We start from the raw sequence: 20,036 nt of genomic DNA, 5'->3' as shown, positions 1-20,036 counted from the left end.
ACCATGTTCGACACCGTTCTTGTGGCCAACCGCGGCGAGATCGCCGTGCGGGTCATCCGTACGCTGCGCGCGCTCGGCGTGCGCTCCGTGGCCGTCTTCTCCGACGCCGACGCCGACGCCAAGCATGTGCGGGAGGCCGACACGGCGGTACGGATCGGCCCGGCGCCCGCCGCCGAGTCCTATCTGTCGGTGGAGCGGCTGCTTCAGGCCGCGGCCCGCACCGGCGCGCAGGCCGTCCACCCGGGGTACGGCTTCCTCGCCGAGAACGCCGCCTTCGCGCGCGCCTGCGCCGACGCCGGGCTGGTGTTCATCGGGCCGCCCGCCGACGCCATCGCCCTCATGGGTGACAAGATCCGCGCCAAGGAGACGGTCCGCGAGGCCGGGGTGCCGGTGGTGCCCGGCGGACGCGACCCGAAGCTGGCCGAGGCGGCCCGCGAGCTGGGCGCGCCGGTGCTGCTGAAGCCGTCCGCGGGCGGTGGCGGCAAGGGCATGCGCCTGGTGCGCGACCTGGACCGGCTGGACGACGAGATCGCCGCCGCCCGCCGTGAGGCCCGCGCCTCCTTCGGCGACGACACGCTGCTGGTGGAGCGGTGGATCGACCGGCCCCGGCACATCGAGATCCAGGTGCTGGCCGACGCGCACGGCAACGTGCTCCACCTCGGCGAGCGCGAGTGCTCCCTCCAGCGCCGCCACCAGAAGATCATCGAGGAGGCGCCGAGCGTGCTCCTCGACGAGGCCACCCGCGCGGCGATGGGCGAGGCGGCGGTCCAGGCGGCCCGCTCCTGCGGGTACGTCGGCGCGGGCACGGTGGAGTTCATCGTCCCGGGCGGCGACCCCTCCCAGTACTACTTCATGGAGATGAACACCCGCCTCCAGGTGGAGCACCCGGTCACCGAGCTGGTCACCGGCCTGGACCTGGTGGAGTGGCAGCTGCGGGTCGCCGCGGGCGAGAAGCTGCCGTACGGCCAGGAGGACATCCGGCTCACGGGGCACGCCGTCGAGGCCCGGATCTGCGCCGAGGACCCCGCGCGCGGCTTCCTCCCCTCCGGCGGCACGGTGCTGCGGCTGCGCGAGCCGGAGGGTGACGGCATCCGCACCGACTCCGGGCTCAGCGAGGGCACGGAGGTCGGCAGCCTCTACGACCCGATGCTGTCCAAGGTGATCGCCTACGGCCCGGACCGCGCCACCGCCCTGCGCAGGCTCCGCGCGGCCCTCGCCGAGACGGTCACGCTGGGCGTGCAGACGAACGCCGGTTTCCTGCGGCGCCTCCTCGCCCATCCGGCGGTCGTCCAGGGCGAGCTGGACACCGGGCTGGTGGAGCGGGTGGTGGACGACCTGGTCTCCACGGACGTACCGGAAGAGGTGTACGAGGCGGCGGCGGCCGTCCGGCTGGACGCGCTGAGGCCGCGCCAGGAGGGCGGCTGGACCGACCCGTTCTCGGTGCCCAGCGGCTGGCGCCTGGGCGGCGAGCACAGGCCCGTCGCCTTCCCCCTCCGCGTGCCGGGACTCGAACCCGTCGCCCACGCGTGCCGTGGCACCCACACCGTCACCGAGGACCGGGTGCACGTCACCCTCGACGGTGTCCGCCACACCTTCCACCGCGCGGGCGACTGGCTGGGCCGGGACGCCGACGCATGGCAGGTCCGCGACCACGACCCGGTGACCGCCTCCCTGGCCCGGGCCGCCCACGCCGGCGCCGACTCCCTCACCGCGCCCATGCCCGGCACGGTCACCGTGGTGAAGGTCGCGGTCGGCGACGAGGTGACCGCCGGTCAGAGCCTGCTCGTCGTGGAGGCGATGAAGATGGAGCACGTCATCTCCGCCCCGCACGCGGGCACGGTCGCCGAACTGGACGTCACGCCCGGCACCACGGTCGCCATGGACCAGGTGCTGGCGGTCATCACCCCGCACGAGGACGCGTCCGGGGACGGACCGAAGGAGGCGGCGGAATGACAGCCGAAGGACGCCCCACGACGGCCCCGGCCGACGGCCGCCCCACGACCGCCGCGACCGCCGCGACCGACGGCCGCCCCGCCACCGCCCCGGCCGGCGGACTCCCCATGACCGTCCCCGCCGACGGCCTGCCCGCCCGCGTGCGTATCCACGAGGTCGGCGCCCGTGACGGCCTTCAGAACGAGAAGGCGACGGTGCCCGTGGAGGTCAAGGCGGAGTTCATCCGCCGCCTCGCCGACGCGGGCCTGACGACGATCGAGGCGACCAGCTTCGTGCACCCCAAGTGGGTGCCCCAACTGGCCGACGCGGAGCAGCTGTTCCCACAGGTCGCCGACCTCCCCGTGGACCTGCCGGTCCTCGTCCCCAACGAGCGCGGCCTGGACCGCGCCCTCGCGCTCGGCGCCCGCCGTGTCGCCGTGTTCGCCAGCGCCACCGAGTCCTTCGCGAAGGCCAACCTCAACCGCACGGTCGACGAGGCGCTGGCCATGTTCGAGCCGGTGGTGAGCCGGGCGAAGGCGGAGGGCGGGCATGTGCGCGGCTATCTGTCGATGTGCTTCGGCGACCCCTGGGAGGGCCCGGTGCCCGTCCCCCAGGTGGTCCGCGTCTGCCGGGCGCTGATGGACATGGGCTGCGACGAGCTGAGCCTCGGCGACACGATCGGCGTGGCCACCCCCGGCCACGTCCGGGCGCTGCTGACCGCGCTCACCGCCGAAGGCGTCCCCGTGGACGCGCTCGGCGTGCACTTCCACGACACCTACGGCCAGGCGCTCGCGAACACCCTCGCGGCGCTCCAGCACGGGGTGACGACCGTCGACGCCTCGGCGGGCGGCCTGGGCGGCTGCCCGTACGCCAAGTCCGCCACCGGCAATCTCGCGACCGAGGACCTGGTGTGGATGCTGCGGGGCCTCGGCATCGACACCGGCGTCGACCTCGGCCGGCTCACCGCCACGAGCGTGTGGATGGCCGAGCGCCTGGGGCGGCCCAGCCCGTCCCGCACCGTCCGAGCCCTCTCCCACAAGGAGCAGTGAAGAACGATGGACCACCGTCTGACCCCCGAGCTGGAAGAACTCCGCCGCACCGTGGAGGAGTTCGCACACGACGTGGTGGCCCCGAAGATCGGCGACTACTACGAGCGGCACGAGTTCCCGTACGAGATCGTCCGCGAGATGGGCCGTATGGGCCTGTTCGGACTGCCGTTCCCGGAGGAGTACGGCGGCATGGGCGGCGACTATCTGGCGCTGGGCATCGTGCTGGAGGAGCTGGCCCGGGTGGACTCCTCGGTCGCCATCACGCTGGAGGCGGGTGTCTCGCTGGGCGCAATGCCGATCCATCTGTTCGGCACCGAGGAGCAGAAGCGCGAGTGGCTGCCGCGGCTGTGCTCCGGGGAGATCCTGGGCGCGTTCGGGCTGACCGAGCCGGACGGCGGCAGTGACGCCGGGGCGACCCGGACGACCGCCCGCAAGGACCCGGCGACCGGCGAGTGGGTGATCAACGGCACCAAGTGCTTCATCACCAACTCCGGTACGGACATCACGGGTCTGGTCACGGTCACCGCGGTCACCGGCCGCAAACCGGACGGCAAGCCGCAGATCTCCGCGATCATCGTCCCCTCGGGCACCCCGGGTTTCACGGTCGCCGCCCCGTACTCCAAGGTCGGCTGGAACGCCTCCGACACCCGCGAACTGTCCTTCGCGGACGTGCGGGTGCCGGCGGAGAACCTGCTGGGCGAGGAGGGCCGGGGGTACGCGCAGTTCCTGCGGATCCTGGACGAGGGCCGGATCGCCATCGCGGCGCTGGCGACGGGCCTGGCGCAGGGCTGTGTCGACGAGTCGGTCAGGTACGCGAAGGAACGTCACGCCTTCGGCCGCCCGATCGGGGCGAACCAGGCGATCCAGTTCAAGATCGCCGATATGGAGATGAAGGCGCACACCGCCCGCCTCGCCTGGCGTGACGCGGCCTCCCGGCTGGTCGCCGGGGAGCCCTTCAAGAAGGAGGCGGCGCTGGCCAAGCTGTACTCGTCGACCATCGCCGTCGACAACGCCCGCGACGCCACCCAGATCCACGGCGGCTACGGCTTCATGAACGAGTATCCGGTGGCCCGGATGTGGCGGGACTCGAAGATCCTGGAGATCGGCGAGGGCACCAGCGAGGTGCAGCGCATGCTGATCGCCCGGGAGCTGGGCCTGGTGAGCTGACACCCCGCCCGGGAGCGGAGCCCGCGGCGGTCTCCGCGGCCCCCGCCGGTTCGACGCGCGATCCGGTGGGGGCGCTCCTAGGCTGGTGGGGTACGGCCCGACAGGTCTGCGAGCAGGGCTACGGCGACACCCTCATGCGCTGGGAGCAGCCCATGACGTTCACGTCGAGACGACTTCGCAGGGGGGCTGTGGCCGCGGGAGCGGCGGCCGTTCTCCTGGTGCCGGTGACCGCAGCGACCGCGTCCCCCTCGGCCGGTGCCGTTCCCGCCGCCGTCAGCCGGACGGAACCCGCCCCGGGCGACGACTTCCGGGAGATCACCCCGCAGGTCCGGCAGCGGCTGGACACGGCGATCCAGCGGGTCATGCGCGAGGCGAACGTCCCGGGTGTCACGGTCGGGCTGTGGACGCCGGACAAGGGGCAGTACGAGCGCTCCTTCGGGGTGGCCGACAAGAGCACCGGCCGGCGGATGGCGCCGGACCTGTTCTGGCGGATCGGCAGCGAGACGAAGACGTTCACCGTCACGGCCGTGCTCCAACTGGTCGACCAGGGCAGGATCAGCCTGGACGACCCGATCGGCGAGTACGTCGACGGCGTGCCGAACGGTGACGAGATCTCCCTGCGCGAACTGGCCGGCATGCGCAGCGGTCTGTTCAACTACTCCGAGGACCCGGACTTCTTCAAGGCGCTGACGTCCGATCCGGACCACGTCTTCACCCCGCAGCAGCTGCTGGACTACGCGTTCAAGCACCCCCCGATGTTCAAGCCGGGCGAGAAGTTCTTCTACTGCAACACCAATCTGATCCTGCTCGGCCTGGTCGTCGAGAAGGCCGGCGGGCAGCCCCTGCACGACTTCATCCAGGAGAACGTCCTGGAGCCGGCCGGCATGACGGACACCGTGTTCCCGACGAACGCGGACTTCCCCGCACCACACGCGCAGGGCTACACGAACCAGACCGCCTCCGGCAAGATCGAGGAATCCACGGACTGGAACCCGTCGTGGGCCTGGGCGGCCGGGGCGATGATCTCGAACCGGGACGATCTGCGCATCTGGGCGCGCACGGTGGCCACCGGCACCTTCCCCGACGGCTCCACGATGGTGGAACCGGCCACGCAGCGCGAGCGCCTGCGGACACCCTCGACCGGCATCCGGGGCGCCGGGTACGGCCTCGGCATCTTCGACGTCCAGGGCTGGATCGGCCACAACGGCTCGCTGCCCGGCTACGAGTCGCTGACCATCTACCTGCCGTCCGCGGAGGCGACCCTCGTCGTGCTCCTGAACACCGACGTCCTCGTCGGCAAGACGGAGCCGAGCACACTGTTCGGTGACGCCATCACGCGGATCGTCAGCCCGGACCACGTCTACAACCTGCCGGTCCCGCCGATGCCCAAGTGATTCTGATCATCTTCCGGATCGGCGTTTCGGCCAACTTCCCGCAAGGGTAGGCGCGTTGTGAGCGGCGCGTGAACCGTCTCGCTCACGCTCTCGAGCCAAGGGCTCCCCACCCCTGGACAAGATCTGAGGTTAGGCTAACCTACCTTCGAATTGTCCGGCGGGCTCTCCGCCCTGTTCGAAAGCAGCCAGACTCATGTCCAACGCCCGTGCCACCCACCTCACCCGCCGCGGGATCCTCGCCGCCGGCGGTGCCCTCGGCCTCGGTGCCGTCCTCGCCGCCTGCGGTGACGAAGACAAGAAAAGCGGTGGCTCGGACGCGACGGGTGCCGCCAAGTCGGGCCCCTGGACGTTCAAGGACGACCGCGGCGAGACCGTGAAGCTCGACAAGGTCCCCACGAACATCGTCGCCTTCACCGGTGTCGCCGCCGCGCTCTGGGACTACGGCATCCAGGTCAAGGGCGTCTTCGGCCCGACCGAGACCCAGGACGGCAAGCCGGACGTCCAGGCCGGCGACATGGACATCAGCAAGGTCGAGATCCTCGGCAACGTCTGGGGCCAGTTCAACGTCGAGAAGTACGCGGCGCTCGCCCCCGAGGTCCTCATCACCACGATGTTCGACGACTCGGGCAGCCTCTGGTACGTCCCGGAGGAGTCCAAGGACAAGATCGCCAAGCTGGCCCCGAGCGTCGGCATCTCCGTCTACGACCGTCAGCTGACCCAGCCGCTGGAGCGGATGTGGGCGCTGGCCGAGTCGCTGGGCGCGGACCTGAAGGCCGACAAGGTCGTCAAGGCGAAGCAGGAGTTCGAGGCGGCGGCGGAGCGGCTGCGCAAGGCCGCGAAGTCCCGCCCCGAGATCAAGGTCCTGGTCGGCTCCGCCAGCGCCGAGCTGCTGTACGTCTCCGGCACCAACCTCTCCATCGACCTGGAGTACTTCAAGGCGCTCGGTGTGAACTTCATCGAGCCGTCGGAGAAGGCGAAGAACGCGAACGGCGGAGGCGGCTGGTACGAGAGCCTGAGCTGGGAGAACGTCGACAAGTACGACGCGGACATCATCATGATGGACGACCGGGCCCAGGCGATCCAGCCTTCGGCGATCACCGAGGCGACCTGGAAGAAGCTGCCCGCCGTGAAGGCCGGTCAGGTCATCGCCCGGTCGCCGGAACCGATCCTGTCGTACGGCAAGTGCACGCCGCTTCTCACGAGCCTCGCCGAGGCGATCGAGAACGCGAAGAAGGTCAGCTGAAGTTCGCCCAGTCGAGGGGTGGGCTGATGTGTCGCGGGCGACTGCGGGCCGGTTTCGGCTGGTCGCGCAGTTCCCCGCGCCCCTGGAGGTGGGGCAGCTCATCCCCTGATGAAAACATCGGGAGACTCCATGTCCACCGCCGTTGCCGCGCCGTTCCGTTTCTTCTCTCTTCAGGTCGTGCGGACGGAGCGGCTCGGGCCGTCTCTGGTCCGGGTCTCCTTCGCGGGTGACGACCTCGCCCACTTCCACTCCGACGGGTGCGACCAGTCGCTGTCGCTGTTCCTGCCGCATCCGGGGCAGGACGCGCCGGTGGTGCCCGTCGAGATGGGCGAGGACTGGTGGAAGGGGTGGATGGCGCTGCCCGACGACGAGCGGGCGGTGATGCGCTCGTACACCCTGCGGTCGCTGCGCCGCGATCCCGACGAGATCGACATCGACTTCGTGCTGCACGGGGTCGAGCCGGACTCCGCCACCCCCGCCGGCCCCGCCTCCCGGTGGGCCGCGCGGGCCGCGGCGGGCGACCGGGTGCTGGTGCTGGGCCCGGCCGTCGCGGACAACCGGGCGATCCGGTTCCGGCCGCCGGAGGACACCGACCTGGTGGTGCTCTGGGGCGACGAGACCGCGCTTCCGGCGGTCGCCGCGATCCTGGAGTCGCTGCCGGCCGGACAGCGGGCGCGGGTGTGGCTGGAGGCGCACGACCCCGGGAACGTCCTGGACCTGGCGACCGAGGCGGACGCCGAGGTGACCTGGCTGATCCGGGAGCACGACCACGCCACCGAGTCCCCCCTGGCCCTCAGCGCCCTGCGCGACGCCCAACTCCCGCCCGCAGAGCACCCGTACGTCTGGATCGCGGGCGAGTCGGGCTCGGTGAAGGCGCTGCGCCGGCATTTCGTCGGGGAGCGCGGCATCGACCGGCGCCGGGTCACGTTCGTGGGCTACTGGCGTCAGGGGCTCACCGAGGAGCAGTTGCGGGAACAGGGCGACGAGTAGCGCGCCGTTGCTCCAACTCCGCACGACGTGACGGAGGTTACGGGCGGGGCCGGATTTGATCGTCCGACTTAGGTTAGGCTAACCTAAGTAAGCCGGAGCTTCGGCCCCGCCCCGGCCGCCCTTCCGTCCGCTCGGCCAGTCCCCACCGGAGGACCTCCCCATGCGCTCGCACCTGCTCAATGACACGACCGCGGAGCAGTACCGCCGCTCCGTGACCGAAGGAGTCGAGCGGGTGGCCGCCAAACTCGCCACCACCCAGCGCCCGTTCACCGGCGTCACGGTCGACGACCTGGCCCCCGTCATCGAGCAGATCGACCTGGACCGGCCGCTGCACGACACCACGGCGGTCCTCGACGAACTGGAGGACGTCTACCTCCGGGACGCGATCTACTTCCACCACCCCCGCTACCTCGCCCACCTCAACTGCCCGGTCGTCATCCCGGCCGTGCTCGGCGAGGCGATCCTCTCCGCCGTCAACTCCTCCCTGGACACCTGGGACCAGTCGGCCGGCGGCACCCTCATCGAGCGCAAGCTCATCGACTGGACCGCCGCCCGCATCGGGCTCGGCGAGAACGCCGACGGCGTGTTCACCTCCGGCGGCAGCCAGTCCAACCTCCAGGCGCTGCTGCTCGCCCGCGAGGAGGCCAAGACCAGCGACCTCGGCACACTGCGCATCTTCGCCTCCGAGGTCAGCCACTTCAGCGTGAAGAAGTCGGCGAAACTGCTCGGCCTCGGCCAGGACGCCGTCGTGTCGATCCCCGTCGACCACGAGAAGCGCATGCAGACCGTCGCGCTCGCTCACGAGCTGGAGCGCTGCGCGAAGGACGGCCTGGTCCCCATGGCCGTCGTCGCCACCGCCGGCACCACCGACTTCGGCTCCATCGACCCGCTCCCCGAGATCGCCGAGCTGTGCGAGCAGTACGGCACCTGGATGCACGTCGACGCGGCCTACGGCTGCGGACTGCTCACCTCGCTGAGGCGCCGCGCCCTGCTGGACGGCATCGAGCGCGCCGACTCGGTCACCGTCGACTACCACAAGTCCTTCTTCCAGCCGGTGAGTTCGTCCGCCGTGCTGGTCCGGGACGCGGCCACCCTGCGGCACGCCACCTACCACGCGGAGTACCTGAACCCGCGCCGGATGGTGCAGGAACGAATCCCCAACCAGGTGGACAAGTCCCTCCAGACCACCCGCCGCTTCGACGCCCTCAAGCTGTGGGTCACCCTGCGCGTCATGGGCGCCGACGGCATCGGACAGCTCTTCGACGAGGTGTGCGACCTCGCGCGGGAGGGCTGGACGCTGCTGGCCGCCGACCCGCGCTACGACGTCGTCGTCGAGCCCAGCCTGTCCACCCTGGTCTTCCGCTACATCCCGGCCACCGTCACCGATCCGGCCGAGATCGACCGCGCCAACCTCTACGCCCGCAAGGCCCTGTTCGCCTCCGGCGAGGCCATCGTCGCGGGCACCAAGGTGAACGGCCGCCACTACCTGAAGTTCACCCTGCTCAACCCTGAGACGAAGGCGTCCGACATCGCCGCCGTCCTCGACCTGATCGCCGGCCACGCCGAGCAGTACCTGGGAGACTCCCTTGACCGCGCTTCCTGAATCCGCCACCAAGACCTACGACTTCGTGGGGATCGGACTCGGGCCCTTCAACCTCGGCCTCGCCTGCCTCACCGAGCCGATCGCCGAACTCGACGGCGTCTTCCTGGAGTCGAAGCCCGACTTCGAGTGGCACGCCGGCATGTTCCTCGACGGCGCCCACCTCCAGACCCCGTTCATGTCGGACCTGGTCACCCTGGCCGACCCGACCTCGCCGTACTCCTTCCTGAACTACCTGAAGGAGAAGGGCCGGCTGTACTCGTTCTACATCCGCGAGAACTTCTACCCGCTGCGGGTCGAGTACGACGACTACTGCCGCTGGGCCGCGAACAAGCTGAGCAGCATCCGCTTCAACACGACGGTCACCGAGGTGACGTACGACGAGAGCGACGAGCTGTACGTGGTGACGACGGCCGCCGGTGAGACGTACCGCGCCCGCCACCTGGTCCTCGGCACCGGCACCCCGCCGTACATCCCGGAGTCCTGCCGGGGCCTGGGCGGCGACTTCATCCACAACTCCCGTTACGTCCAGACCCGGGCCGAGCTGGTGAAGAAGGAGTCGATCACGCTCGTCGGCTCCGGCCAGTCCGCCGCCGAGATCTACTACGACCTGCTCTCCGAGATCGACGTCCACGGCTACCGGCTGAACTGGGTCACCCGCTCCCCGCGGTTCTTCCCGCTGGAGTACACCAAGCTCACCCTGGAGATGACCTCCCCGGAGTACATCGACTACTTCCGGGCGCTGCCGGAGCGGACCCGCTACCGCCTCACCCAGGAGCAGAAGGGCCTGTTCAAGGGCATCGACGGCGATCTGATCAACGAGATCTTCGACCTGCTCTACCAGAAGAACCTCGGCGGCCCGGTCCCCACCCGCCTGCTCACCAACTCGGCGCTGACCAGCGCGACGTACGAGAACGGCACGTACACGCTCGGCTTCCGCCAGGAGGAGCAGGAGAAGGACTTCGAGCTGACCTCGGACGGCCTGATCCTCGCCACCGGCTACAAGTACGTCGAGCCCGAGTTCCTGAAGCCGATCCGCGACCGCCTGGTCTACGACTCCCAGGGCGGCTTCGACGTCGGCCGCAACTACGCCATCGACGTCACCGGCAGAGGCGTCTTCCTGCAGAACGCCGGCGTCCACACCCACAGCATCACCAGCCCCGACCTGGGTATGGGCGCCTACCGCAACAGCTACATCATCCGGGAGCTGCTCGGCAGCGAGTACTACCCGGTAGAGAAGACCATCGCGTTCCAGGAGTTCTCCGCATGAGCCGCACGACCTTCACGTTCCGCCCCCTCGACCCGCTGAAGGACGCCGAGCTCCTGCACGCCTGGGTCACCCACCCCAAGGCCGCGTTCTGGATGATGCAGGACGCGAAACTGGAGGACGTCGAGCGCGCGTACATGGAGATAGCCGCCGACGAGCACCACCACGCCCTGCTGGGCCTGAAGGACGGCGAGCCCGCCTTCCTGATGGAGAAGTACGACCCCGCGCACCGCGAGCTGGTCGGCCTGTACGAGGCGCGGCCCGGCGACGTCGGCATGCACTTCCTGACCCCGCCCACCGACAAGCCGGTGCACGGCTTCACCCGGTCCGTCATCACCGCCGTCATGGCCCACCTCTTCGAGGACCCGGCCACCCAGCGGGTCGTGGTCGAGCCGGACGTCCGCAACAAGGCCGTGCACGCCCTGAACGAGGCCGTCGGCTTCGTCCCGGAGCGCGAGATCCAGAAGCCGGAGAAGAAGGCGCTGCTCAGCTTCTGCACCCGCGAGCAGTTCCACGCCGCCACCGCCGCCGCGGAGGTGACCGCATGAGCCTCGCCGACACCGTCGCCCACCTCTCCCCCGAGCGCTGGGAGCAGGCCAACCGCCTGCTGATCCGCAAGGCCCTCGCCGAGTTCGCGCACGAGCGGCTGATCACCCCGGAGCCGGAGCGGGACCCGGAGACGTACGCCGTCCGCAGCGACGACGGGCTGACCTCGTACCGATTCCGCGCCGTCCGCCGCGCCCTCGACCACTGGCAGGTGGACGCCGGCTCCATCACCCGCCACCGCGACGGGTCCGAACTGCCGCTCGCCGCGCTCGACTTCTTCATCGAGTTCAAGGGCGCCCTCGGCCTGAGCGACGAGATCCTGCCGGTGTACCTGGAGGAGATCTCCTCCACCCTCTCCGGCACCTGCTACAAGCTCACCAAGGAGCAGATCCCGTCGGCCGAGCTGGCGGGCGCCGGCTTCCAGGCCATCGAGACGGGGATGACCGAGGGCCACCCCTGCTTCGTCGCCAACAACGGACGGCTCGGCTTCGGCATCCACGAGTACCTGTCGTACGCCCCCGAGACCGCGAGCCCCGTCCGCCTGGTCTGGCTGGCCGCGCACCGCTCCCGCGCCGCGTTCACCGCCGGGGTCGGCATCGACTACGAGGACTTCTTCCGGCAGGAGCTGGGCGAGGAGACCGTCGGCCGCTTCCACGGCATCCTGCGCGACAAGGGCCTCGACCCGGCCGACTACCTGCTCATCCCCGTCCACCCCTGGCAGTGGTGGAACAAGCTCACCGTCACCTTCGCCGCCGAGGTCGCCCGGCAGCACCTGGTGTGCCTGGGCGAGGGCGACGACGAGTACCTGGCCCAGCAGTCCATCCGTACCTTCTTCAACACCAGCCACCCCGAGAAGCACTATGTGAAGACGGCCCTGTCCGTCATCAACATGGGCTTCATGCGCGGCCTGTCCGCCGCCTACATGGAGGCCACCCCCGCGATCAACGACTGGCTGGCCCAGCTGATCGAGAACGACCCGGTGCTGAAGTCGACGGGCCTGACGATCATCCGCGAGCGGGCGGCCGTCGGCTACCGGCATCTGGAGTACGAGAAGGCCACCGACCGCTACTCGCCGTACCGCAAGATGCTCGCCGCGCTGTGGCGGGAGAGCCCGGTGAAGTCCCTGGCGGACGGCGAGTCCCTGGCGACCATGGCCTCCCTGCTGCACGTCGACCACGCGGGCGCCTCCTTCGCGGGCGCGCTGATCGCCCGCTCGGGCCTGACCCCGACCGAGTGGCTGCGCCGCTATCTGCGGGCCTACTACACCCCGCTGCTGCACTGCTTCTACGCCTACGACCTGGTGTTCATGCCGCACGGCGAGAACGTGATCCTGGTCCTGAAGGACGGCGTGGTCGAGCGCGCGATCTACAAGGACATCGCCGAGGAGATCTGCGTCATGGACCCCGACGCGGTGCTGCCGCCGGAGGCCCAGCGGATCCGCGCGGAGGTCCCCGAGGACAAGAAGCTGCTGTCGATCTTCACGGACGTCTTCGACTGCTTCTTCCGCTTCCTCGCCGCCAACCTCGCCACCGAGGGGATCCTGGAGGAGGACGACTTCTGGCGCACGGTCGCCGAGGTCACCCGCGAGTACCAGGAGGCGACGCCGGAACTGGCCGACAAGTTCGCGCAGTACGACATGTTCGCCCCCGAGTTCGCGCTGTCCTGCCTGAACCGGCTCCAGCTGCGGAACAACAAGCAGATGGTCGACCTCGCGGACCCGTCCGGCGCGCTCCAGCTCGTCGGCACCCTGAAGAACCCGATCGCCGGGTTCTGACCCACCAAGGCCAGGCGGGCGCCCCGGAGTACGGTCCTCCGGGGCGCCCGTCCGCTGTCCGCCGCGGTTATCCCGCGGGCCAGGACACCTGCGGCGAACGGTAGTAGCCGATGCCGAGCGCGTCCCAGCGCGGCCCCTGCGCCGCGAGCCGCGTCCGGTAGTCCTCCCAGTCGTGGGTGGCGGCCGGCGACCAGCCCAGCTCGGCGACGCCCGGCAGCCGGGGGAAGGCCATGTAGTCGATGTGCGCGGAAGTTTCGATGGTCTCCGTCCACAGCGGCGCCTCGACGCCCCGCACGGCGTCCTCGGGCACGCCCGGCAGATAGGCGCCCGGGTCCCAGTCGTAGGACCGCTTCACCTCGACGTATCCGGCCCAGGACAGGCCGAGCGGGGTGGTGCGGTCGTACTTCATGTCGAGGTAGACCCGGTCGGCGGGCGACAGGACGATCCCCGTCCCGCTCTGCGCCGCCTTCGCCACCTGCGCCTTCTCCTCGGCGCTGGTGCCGTCCAGGCCCCAGTACTGGGCGAGCGCGCCCTTGGCCGGGGTGGCGCCGGTCAGCTGGTGCCAGCCGACGACGGTCTTGCCGTACTTCGCGACGACCGGCTGCACGCGGTCCATGAACTTCACATAGTCGGCGTGGCTGGTGGAGTGCGCCTCGTCGCCGCCGATGTGGAGGTAGCGGCCCGGGGTGAGGGCGGCCAGCTCCCGGATCACGTCGTCGACGAAGTCGTACGTCACCTCCTTGCCGACGCAGAGCGAGCTGAAGCCCACGTCGGTGCCGGTGTAGAGCGGGGGTGCCACGCCGTCGCAGTTGAGTTCGGCGTACGAGGCGAGGGCCGCGTTGGTGTGGCCGGGCATGTCGATCTCCGGCACGACCTCCAGGTGGCGGGAGGCGGCGTACCGCACGATCTCCCGGTACTGCTCCTTGGTGTAGTAGCCGCCGGGCCCGCCGCCGACCTCGGTGGAGCCGCCGTGGGTGGCGAGGCGCGGCCAGGAGTCGATCGCGATGCGCCAGCCCTGGTCGTCGCTGAGGTGCAGATGCAGCTTGTTGAACTTGTACAGCGCCAACCGGTCGACGTACCGCTTGACTTCGTCGACGGTGAAGAAGTGCCGGGAGACATCGAGCATGGCACCGCGCCAGGCGTAGCGCGGGGTGTCCCGGATGGTGCCGCCGGCGACCGGCCAGGGGCCGGGCTGGACGGTGTCCTTCTCGATGGCGGCGGGCAGCAGCTGGCGCAGGGTCTGCACGCCGTGGAAGAGCCCGGCGGGCCGGGCGGCGGTGATGGTGACGCCGGTGCGCCCGCTGTCGAGGCGGTATCCCTCGGCGCCGTAGGGGCCCTGGGCGAGGCGGAGCCGGATGCCGCCGGTGCCGTGCCCGGTGACGGGCAGCCGGTAGCCGGTGGCGGGCCGCAGCAGGCCCGCCAGGTACTCGCCGACCTCGCGGGCCTCGCGGGAGTCACCGACGCGGATGCGGGTGGCGTCGGTGATGCGGTACGGGGATCCGGCCGGGGCGACCGAGGCGGGCGCCGGGATCACCTGGCCGAGGGGCCGGGGCTGGACCTGCGCGGGCGTCGGTGCCGCGCCGGAGGTGAAGACACCGGCCGCCGCGACCAGCAGCAGCGAACCGAGAAGGTGCAGTCTGTGCCGTCTCACACGTGCTCCCTTCGGAATGGGTATAGACCACTCTCCCCCAGGCCGCTCTTCCGCAGAACCCTCCCGGCACAACCGGTGGAACAATCCCCTCATGGCGGAAATCCTTCAGAAGGACGGGACTTGGGTCTTCGACGGCGACGCGCTGCGGCTGACTCCCGGGCGGGACAAGAACGTCGGCCTGCTGCGCAGGACCCTGGGTGAACTCGTCGTCCCCCTGGGCGCGCTGGCGGGCGTCTCCTTCGAGCAGGGCAAGAAGTCCGGGCGGCTGCGGCTGCGCGACGGCGCCGACCCCCTGCTCCAGGCGACGGGCGGCCGGCTGACCGAACCTCACGACCCCTACCAGCTGGTCGTGGAGCCGGACCGGTACGGCGTGGCCGAGTACTTCGTCGAGGAGGTGCGAAACGCCCTGCTGCTGGACCAGGTGCCCGCCGATCCGGTCACCGGCTATCTGCTGCCGGGCCCGGCCGTGCCGCTGTCCGCCGCCGCGGGGGACGCGACGGCGAGCTTCGACGGCGAGCGGGTGCGGCTGGAGTGGAACTGGAAGACGGAGGACGCGAAGGCCGCCGCCGGCACCCGCGTCCTGCCCGTCGAGGACATCCTGGCCGTGGAGTGGCAGCCGGCGGCCGGACTGGAGAACGGCTACCTCCGCTTCACCGTGCGCAACGCGCCCACCAAGCAGCCTCCGAAGTACGACCCGAACGCGGTCGAGCTGTGGGGCTTCAAGAAGGACCCGCTGATGGCCCTGGTCGCGGCGGCCGTCCAGGCCCGCCTGCCGCACCCGTCGGCACCCGCCCCCGCCCCCGCCGCGGCCGGTGCCGTCCCGCTCCCCGGCCCGCGGCCCGCCGCCGAGGACGACCACGACGCCCTGCTGCGCCGCCTGCGCGAACTGGGCGAACTGCACCGCTCCGGGGTCCTCACGGACGACGAGTTCACGATGGCCAAGCAGGCGGTGCTGAAGCGGATGCAGTGAGCGGCGCCACAGGCCTCACGCCCCTCACCCAAGGGCCCTGCCCGGAATCGGGCAGGATTCTTGCAAAACCCTGCCCCTTACTCCAGGATCTACCGGGTGCACGACGAACTTGTTGATCATCTGACGCGGTCCACGCCCCTCAGCCGGGGCGAGGCGCTGCGCGTGATCCAGGACGTGCTCGCCTTCTTCGACGAGACGACCGAGGAATACGTCCGTCGCCGCCACCGCGAGCTCCAGGCCCAGGGCCTGGTCAACGCGACGATCTTCGAACGGATCGAGGCGGACCTCAAATACCGTGCGGTGGCCCCGCCGGAGCTCACGCTCCGGCAGCTGCGGCGGATCGTCTACGGCTAGAACTACGGCTAGGAACACCCATATATGTGCGGAATCGTCGGATACATCGGCAAGCGGGACGTCGCGCCGCTGCTCCTCGAAGGCCTCCAGCGCCTGGAGTACCGGGGCTATGACTCGGCCGGCATCGTCGTGACCTCCCCCAAGGCCTCCGGCCTGAAGATGGTCAAGGCCAAGGGCCGCGTCCGCGACCTGGAGGCGAAGGTCCCGGCCCGCTTCAAGGGCACCACGGGCATCGCCCACACCCGCTGGGCCACCCACGGCGCCCCCTCCGACGTGAACGCGCACCCGCACCTCGACGCCGAGGGCAAGGTCGCCGTCGTCCACAACGGCATCATCGACAACGCCTCCGACCTGCGCCGCAAGCTGGAGGCGGACGGCGTCGAGTTCCTCTCCGAGACCGACACCGAGGTCCTCGTCCACCTGATCGCCCGCTCGCAGGCCGAGAAGCTGGAGGACAAGGTCCGCGAGACGCTGCGCGTCATCGAGGGCACCTACGGCATCGCCGTCCTGCACGCCGACTTCCCGGACCGCATCGTCGTCGCCCGCAACGGCTCGCCGGTCGTCCTGGGCATCGGCGAGAAGGAGATGTTCGTCGCCTCGGACATCGCCGCGCTGGTCACCCACACGCGGCAGATAGTGACCCTGGACGACGGCGAGATGGCCACGCTGAAGGCCGACGACTTCCGTACGTACACCACGGAGGGCACCCGGACCACGGCCGAGCCGACCACCGTCGAGTGGGAGGCCGCCTCCTACGACATGGGCGGCCACGACACCTACATGCACAAGGAGATCCACGAGCAGGCCGAGGCCGTGGACCGCGTGCTGCGCGGCCGGATCGACGACCGGTTCTCCACCGTGCACCTCGGCGGCCTCAACCTGGACGCCCGCGAGGCCCGCCGGATCCGCCGGGTGAAGATCCTCGGCTGCGGCACCTCGTACCACGCCGGCATGATCGGCGCCCAGATGATCGAGGAGCTGGCCCGCATCCCCGCGGACGCCGAGCCGGCCTCCGAGTTCCGCTACCGCAACGCGGTCGTCGACCCCGACACCCTGTACATCGCGGTCTCCCAGTCCGGTGAGACGTACGACGTGCTGGCCGCCGTGCAGGAGCTGAAGCGCAAGGGCGCCCGGGTGCTGGGCATCGTGAACGTGGTGGGCTCCGCGATCGCCCGCGAGGCCGACGGCGGCATCTACGTGCACGCGGGCCCGGAGGTCTGCGTGGTCTCCACCAAGTGCTTCACCAACACCTGCGTCGCCTTCGCCCTGCTCGCCCTGCACCTCGGCCGCACCCGCGACCTCTCCGTGCGCGACGGCAAGCGGATCATCGAGGGCCTGCGCAAGCTGCCCGGGCAGATCGCCGAGATCATGGAGCAGGAGGAGGAGATCGAGAAGCTGGCCAAGGCCTACGCCGACGCCCGCTCGATGCTCTTCATCGGCCGCGTCCGGGGCTACCCGGTCGCCCGCGAGGCCTCCCTCAAGCTCAAGGAGGTCTCCTACATCCACGCCGAGGCCTACCCCGCCTCCGAGCTGAAGCACGGCCCGCTGGCCCTCATCGAGCCCGCCCTCCCCACGGTCGCGATCGTCCCCGACGACGACCTGCTGGAGAAGAACCGCGCCGCCATGGAGGAGATCAAGGCCCGCAGCGGCAAGATCCTCGCGGTCGCCCACCAGGAGCAGGAGAAGGCCGACCAGACCATCGTCGTCCCCAAGAACGAGGACGAACTCGACCCCATCCTCATGGGCATCCCCCTCCAACTCCTCGCCTACCACACGGCTTTGGCCCTGGGCAGGGACATCGACAAGCCGAGGAACCTGGCGAAGTCGGTAACGGTCGAGTAAAGCACCCCTCTTGGGCCGCGGGGCTGTATCGATATGCGGCTCCGCCGCGCGGCGCGAGAAACCACAACGCACCCGCAGCGGCCGACGCACGAGAACGGCCCCCCACGTGTCGCCCCAGACACGCGGGGGGCCGCTCGTTTCGCCGGGGCGGACCCCCACCCCGGCGGCGCAGCTAGCCGGTGGCCGTCACTCCCCGGCCGGCAGCACGCCGCGGAAGCACCGTCGGCCAGTGAGCCAGCGCAGCGGTCGCCGCGTACCAGCAGAGCGCCCCCGCGGCCACGCCGACCCAGCCGCCCACCTTCGCGACCCCCTCGCTCTCGGCGAAGGCCGCGACGGCCCACAGCACCAGGGCCAGGCAGAACAGCCCGGACGACGCCTGCGCGAGCTGCCCCCCGCCCGCCAGGGTCAGCGAGAGCACCACGAGGGCGAACAACAGCAGGAACAGCCCCGCCGCGTTGGCGGAGACGTCACCGGAGACGGCCCAGGTGAACCAGAGCGCGCCGAGCGCCGTGAAGGCCGTGCCGCTCGCCGTGTCGCGGTCGCGGAACGCCAGCAGGCCGGTGAGGAACAGTGCGATTCCGCCCACGTACTGGGCGAGCGGCGCGGCGTCCGCCGCCGTCACACCGTCGATCACACCGGTGTGGCCGAGTCCGACGGCGAGGAGGGTGACCCCGAGAGCGAGTCGGCCGACGATCGTGGTGGTGTTTCCCGCAGAGACGTCGTTGTCCACGGCGGGCTCCCTTCATGCATGTGCAGTTGTGCGGTGACCGGTATATGCCCTTCACAAGAGCACAAACACATCTACGCATGAGTAGATTCATCCGGCGCACAAAGGGAGTTGGGGTTTCCCAGGGCTCATCTCACCTGGGACAAAGGGGAGTTACGGAATCACAACGACGGGACGCTTCGCCCGCTTGGCGAGCCGCCCGGCGACCGAGCCGAAGATGCGGCCGACGATGCCGTGCGTGGAGCCGACGACGATCGCGTCCGCCTCGTACTCCCGCCCGACTTCTTCCAGTTCGTGACAGATGTCGCCGCCGCGCTCGACCAGGATCCAGGGCACCTCGGCGAGATAGTCCGCACAGGCCAGCTCCAGGCCCAGCACCTCGGTGCGGTGGTCCGGGACGTCGACGAAGACGGGGGGCTCGCAGCCCGCCCACACCGTGGTCGGCAGCCGGTTGGCCACATGGACGATGATCAGGCCGGACCGGGAACGCCGGGCCATGCCGATCGCGTACGCGAGAGCGCGCTCACTGGACGTGGAGCCGTCGAAGCCGACGACGACGCCATGCTTGAAGGCGGGGTCGCACGAGTGGCGTGGCTCTTCCGCCGCCAGGGGCTCGGCCGCCGTGGGATCGGCGACGGGCCGCTTGCGGTCCGCGGGTTCGAAGAAGTCGTGACCGGCCATGGCTGTCTCGGCGTTGTGATCCTTTATGGGTGGGACGACAGTGTGCGGCGGAGCTGTGTCCGGGAATCATCTTCCCAACCCCATACCCCCAAGGGTACGGCGGCACGCCTCCTTAGCCCAGATCCCGCGCACCGTCCGTGGCGGTTCACCGGAGCATGCACGAGGGTGCGCCCGTAACGCAATGGTTGCTGCCCCGTACAGGCGGTTTGCGCAGGATTCAGGCCACGGCCAGGTGACCGACCGGCCAACCGGCCGTTGATCTCCGTGAACCATCCCCGCGCACCGCCGCGGGGAGCGGCACAGGGAGCACACCACATGTCCTCACAGTCCGGGCCGGACAGCGTGACCGACGTCGTCCGCTGGGCGGCGTTCAGCTGTGTCCTCGTCCCGGTGGTGCTCCTCTGGTACGGCACCTCGCTCGCCGGCGCGGCCGGCACCGCGCTCGGCCTCGCGGCCGTGACCGCCGCCTGCCGGCTGCTGCTGCGCCGCTCGGAGCGGTGCGCGTCCCGCACGCTCGCGGAGGAGCCCGCTCCGCACCGCGGCCGGCACCACCGGACGGGCACGGGCGCGCACCGCGGCGGGCGGCCCGGCGGGCGGGGAAATACACCGGGCGGCTGACCGGTTTCCGCGCACGCGCCCGTAGCTTTTCAGCCAACTTCTGAATGTCGCGCATCCCCCGTCCCGGACACCCTCCACGCCCCGTTTGACCTGCACGGAAAGGGTCTCCGGCGATGCGCGCACCCTACGTGCTTTGGCCACTGCGACGAGGCGCACTTCCCTGCACGGCCCGCGAGTGCAACGCTTCGTGATCGAATGCTTTACGCCAAGTTGCCAAGTCGACAATGTGCC

At 70.4% G+C, this 20,036-nt stretch carries 17 protein-coding genes; 14 read left to right on the top strand and 3 right to left on the bottom strand.

Features of this window, described 5'->3' with window-relative positions; all coding sequences use genetic code 11:
- The first annotated feature begins 3 nt into the window (after nt 1-3).
- The 10 genes from ACIG0D_RS01085 (at nt 4) to ACIG0D_RS01040 (ending at nt 12,962) form a co-directional block, all read left to right on the top strand.
- Nucleotides 4-1,953, top strand: a complete 1,950-nt coding sequence (locus ACIG0D_RS01085; protein ID WP_399795491.1) for an acetyl/propionyl/methylcrotonyl-CoA carboxylase subunit alpha — start codon at nt 4-6, stop codon at nt 1,951-1,953.
- A gap of 107 nt (nt 1,954-2,060) precedes the next feature.
- Entirely contained in the window at nt 2,061-2,981 is a 921-nt protein-coding gene (locus ACIG0D_RS01080; protein WP_399796333.1) for a hydroxymethylglutaryl-CoA lyase, read from the top strand.
- A gap of 6 nt (nt 2,982-2,987) precedes the next feature.
- Nucleotides 2,988-4,148 carry an acyl-CoA dehydrogenase family protein gene (locus ACIG0D_RS01075; RefSeq protein ID WP_399795490.1) on the top strand — a complete coding sequence of 387 codons (1,161 nt, stop codon included), beginning with the start codon at nt 2,988-2,990 and terminating at the stop codon, nt 4,146-4,148.
- A 152-nt stretch (nt 4,149-4,300) separates the two neighbouring features.
- Nucleotides 4,301-5,542 (top strand): serine hydrolase domain-containing protein, encoded by a 1,242-nt coding sequence (locus tag ACIG0D_RS01070; protein ID WP_399795489.1) that lies wholly within the window; start codon nt 4,301-4,303, stop codon nt 5,540-5,542.
- A gap of 193 nt (nt 5,543-5,735) precedes the next feature.
- Complete coding sequence (locus tag ACIG0D_RS01065; RefSeq protein ID WP_399795488.1) at nt 5,736-6,785, top strand: ABC transporter substrate-binding protein; 1,050 nt, start codon at nt 5,736-5,738, stop codon at nt 6,783-6,785.
- Nucleotides 6,786-6,914: 129 nt separating this feature from the next.
- Nucleotides 6,915-7,775, top strand: coding sequence for a siderophore-interacting protein (locus tag ACIG0D_RS01060; protein WP_399795487.1), 861 nt, complete (start codon nt 6,915-6,917; stop codon nt 7,773-7,775).
- A 160-nt stretch (nt 7,776-7,935) separates the two neighbouring features.
- Nucleotides 7,936-9,378, top strand: a complete 1,443-nt coding sequence (gene desA / locus ACIG0D_RS01055) for a lysine decarboxylase DesA (RefSeq protein WP_399795486.1) — start codon at nt 7,936-7,938, stop codon at nt 9,376-9,378.
- Nucleotides 9,362-10,645 carry a lysine N(6)-hydroxylase/L-ornithine N(5)-oxygenase family protein gene (locus tag ACIG0D_RS01050; protein ID WP_399795485.1) on the top strand — a complete coding sequence of 428 codons (1,284 nt, stop codon included), beginning with the start codon at nt 9,362-9,364 and terminating at the stop codon, nt 10,643-10,645. Before desA ends, ACIG0D_RS01050 begins: the two co-directional genes overlap by 17 nt.
- Nucleotides 10,642-11,190 carry a GNAT family N-acetyltransferase gene (locus tag ACIG0D_RS01045; RefSeq protein ID WP_399795484.1) on the top strand — a complete coding sequence of 183 codons (549 nt, stop codon included), beginning with the start codon at nt 10,642-10,644 and terminating at the stop codon, nt 11,188-11,190. The genes ACIG0D_RS01050 and ACIG0D_RS01045 overlap by 4 nt, the downstream gene beginning before the upstream one ends.
- Nucleotides 11,187-12,962, top strand: coding sequence for an IucA/IucC family protein (locus ACIG0D_RS01040; RefSeq protein WP_399795482.1), 1,776 nt, complete (start codon nt 11,187-11,189; stop codon nt 12,960-12,962). The genes ACIG0D_RS01045 and ACIG0D_RS01040 overlap by 4 nt, the downstream gene beginning before the upstream one ends.
- Nucleotides 12,963-13,029: 67 nt before the next feature.
- On the opposite strand, the gene ACIG0D_RS01035 is transcribed toward ACIG0D_RS01040, so the two are convergent.
- On the bottom strand, nt 13,030-14,613 hold the full coding sequence (locus tag ACIG0D_RS01035; protein WP_399795481.1) for a beta-N-acetylhexosaminidase: 1,584 nt from the start codon (nt 14,611-14,613) through the stop codon (nt 13,030-13,032).
- Nucleotides 14,614-14,704: 91 nt separating this feature from the next.
- On the opposite strand from ACIG0D_RS01035, the gene ACIG0D_RS01030 reads away from it, so the two are divergent.
- From ACIG0D_RS01030 to glmS, 3 genes are all read left to right on the top strand, one after another.
- Entirely contained in the window at nt 14,705-15,583 is an 879-nt protein-coding gene (locus tag ACIG0D_RS01030; RefSeq protein WP_399795480.1) for a DUF4429 domain-containing protein, read from the top strand.
- A gap of 96 nt (nt 15,584-15,679) precedes the next feature.
- Entirely contained in the window at nt 15,680-15,937 is a 258-nt protein-coding gene (locus tag ACIG0D_RS01025) for a hypothetical protein (protein WP_365757677.1), read from the top strand.
- A 24-nt stretch (nt 15,938-15,961) separates the two neighbouring features.
- Entirely contained in the window at nt 15,962-17,779 is a 1,818-nt protein-coding gene (gene glmS, locus ACIG0D_RS01020) for a glutamine--fructose-6-phosphate transaminase (isomerizing) (RefSeq protein WP_399795479.1), read from the top strand.
- 172 nt (nt 17,780-17,951) lie between these two features.
- Here glmS and ACIG0D_RS01015 read toward each other — a convergent pair whose 3' ends face one another.
- Complete coding sequence (locus ACIG0D_RS01015; protein WP_399795478.1) at nt 17,952-18,509, bottom strand: GPR1/FUN34/YaaH family transporter; 558 nt, start codon at nt 18,507-18,509, stop codon at nt 17,952-17,954.
- Nucleotides 18,510-18,659: 150 nt separating this feature from the next.
- A complete protein-coding gene (locus ACIG0D_RS01010; protein WP_399795477.1) occupies nt 18,660-19,187 on the bottom strand; it encodes a universal stress protein in 528 nt (175 codons plus the stop codon).
- Between the two features lie 315 nt (nt 19,188-19,502).
- Between ACIG0D_RS01010 and ACIG0D_RS01005 the strand changes: the two genes are divergently transcribed.
- Nucleotides 19,503-19,805: a hypothetical protein gene (locus ACIG0D_RS01005; protein ID WP_399795476.1), complete on the top strand. Its 303-nt coding sequence runs from the start codon at nt 19,503-19,505 to the stop codon at nt 19,803-19,805.
- Nucleotides 19,806-20,036: the final 231 nt, after the last annotated feature.

This window comes from Streptomyces sp. NPDC052773, assembly GCF_044547145.1.
In the GTDB taxonomy this organism is placed as follows: domain Bacteria; phylum Actinomycetota; class Actinomycetes; order Streptomycetales; family Streptomycetaceae; genus Streptomyces.
This window is presented reverse-complemented; position numbering and strand designations above follow the sequence as displayed.